This is a genomic window from Alcanivorax sp. HI0083 (genome assembly GCF_001635175.1).
In genome coordinates, this window is sequence record NZ_LWFX01000103.1 from 1 (window position 1) to 1,098 (window position 1,098).

A 1,098-nucleotide genomic window follows, 5' to 3' on the forward strand; every position below is an offset into this window, starting at 1 on the left:
CATCAGTGCCAGGTGTTTGCCGCTGGCGATCACTTCCTCGAACAGGTCCAGCAGGTCCTGGGCGTCGGCATCGGACACCACGCGTTGTGGCCAGAAGGTGAGTGCCTTGGAGCCGATGCGGATGGTGCGGATCTGTTCCAGTTCCAGCAGCGGTTCGATATGGGCGCGCAGGTTCTTGGTCTTCATGACCAGCGGGTCGCCACCGGTGATCAGCACATCGGAAATTTCCGGGTGGGCCTGAATGTATTTCTTCAGCTGGCCGGCTTCCTTGGTGGCGATTTTCAGATCGTTGTCACCGATGAACTGGGCCCAGCGGAAGCAGAAAGTGCAGTAGCTGTGACACACTTGACCCTGGCTGGGGAAAAACAGCACGGTCTCATTGTACTTGTGCTGAACGCCATCGATCTTCTCGCCGTCCACTTCCGGCATGTTGTGTTCCATCTGCCCGGCGGGGTGCGGGTTCAGGGCGTCACGGACTTCGGCGATGGCGGCTTTTATTTCCGCCTTGTCGCCGCCGCGCATGGCGTCGGCCACCTTGTCGAAGTGCTCCGGGGCCAGCATGCCTTTCTGGGGAAAGGTGAGCTGGTAGATGGGATCATTGGGTACGTTGTCCCAGTTGATCAACTCATTGATGACGTACTCATTGACCCGAAACGGCAGCACATTGGCGACCACGTCCATGGCAAAGCGGGTCTCGTCGTCCAGGCGTTTGAGCGGCTCGATCTTGTCGAGCTGGCGGGCCGTGTAGACCTTGAACCGGCGGGGTTCGTCGTAGCCGTGTTCAAAAGATTGAGCCAGCTTGTCGGTGCTCTCGCGAGTGTCCTGGTGCAGCGGAATAACCGTATTGGTTTCGGGCATGGTATCGCTCCTCATCATGCGCCGGCATGACGATAACGCCGTCAACACCGGTACACTGGTTGCCTAAACCAGCGGAATTAGTCGTTACTACTGATGGCCAGCGGCGGCTGGCGCTGAGTTGGACCTGTTTGGCCCGTTTAACGTGCGTCGGCGAGGCGACGCAGAGGACTTGGAACGGATCGCCCCCCAGCCTGATCGGGGAGGAGAGTGGTCATTTTCTGCACACTGTTTAATAGGCGC

At 58.8% G+C, this 1,098-nt stretch carries 1 protein-coding gene; it reads right to left on the minus strand.

Going from position 1 to position 1,098, the window contains the following annotated elements; all coding sequences use genetic code 11:
* A partial coding sequence (locus A3754_RS01135; protein WP_369817557.1) for a KamA family radical SAM protein occupies positions 1–858 on the minus strand: 858 nt, incomplete at its 3' end.
* Positions 859–1,098: the final 240 nt, after the last annotated feature.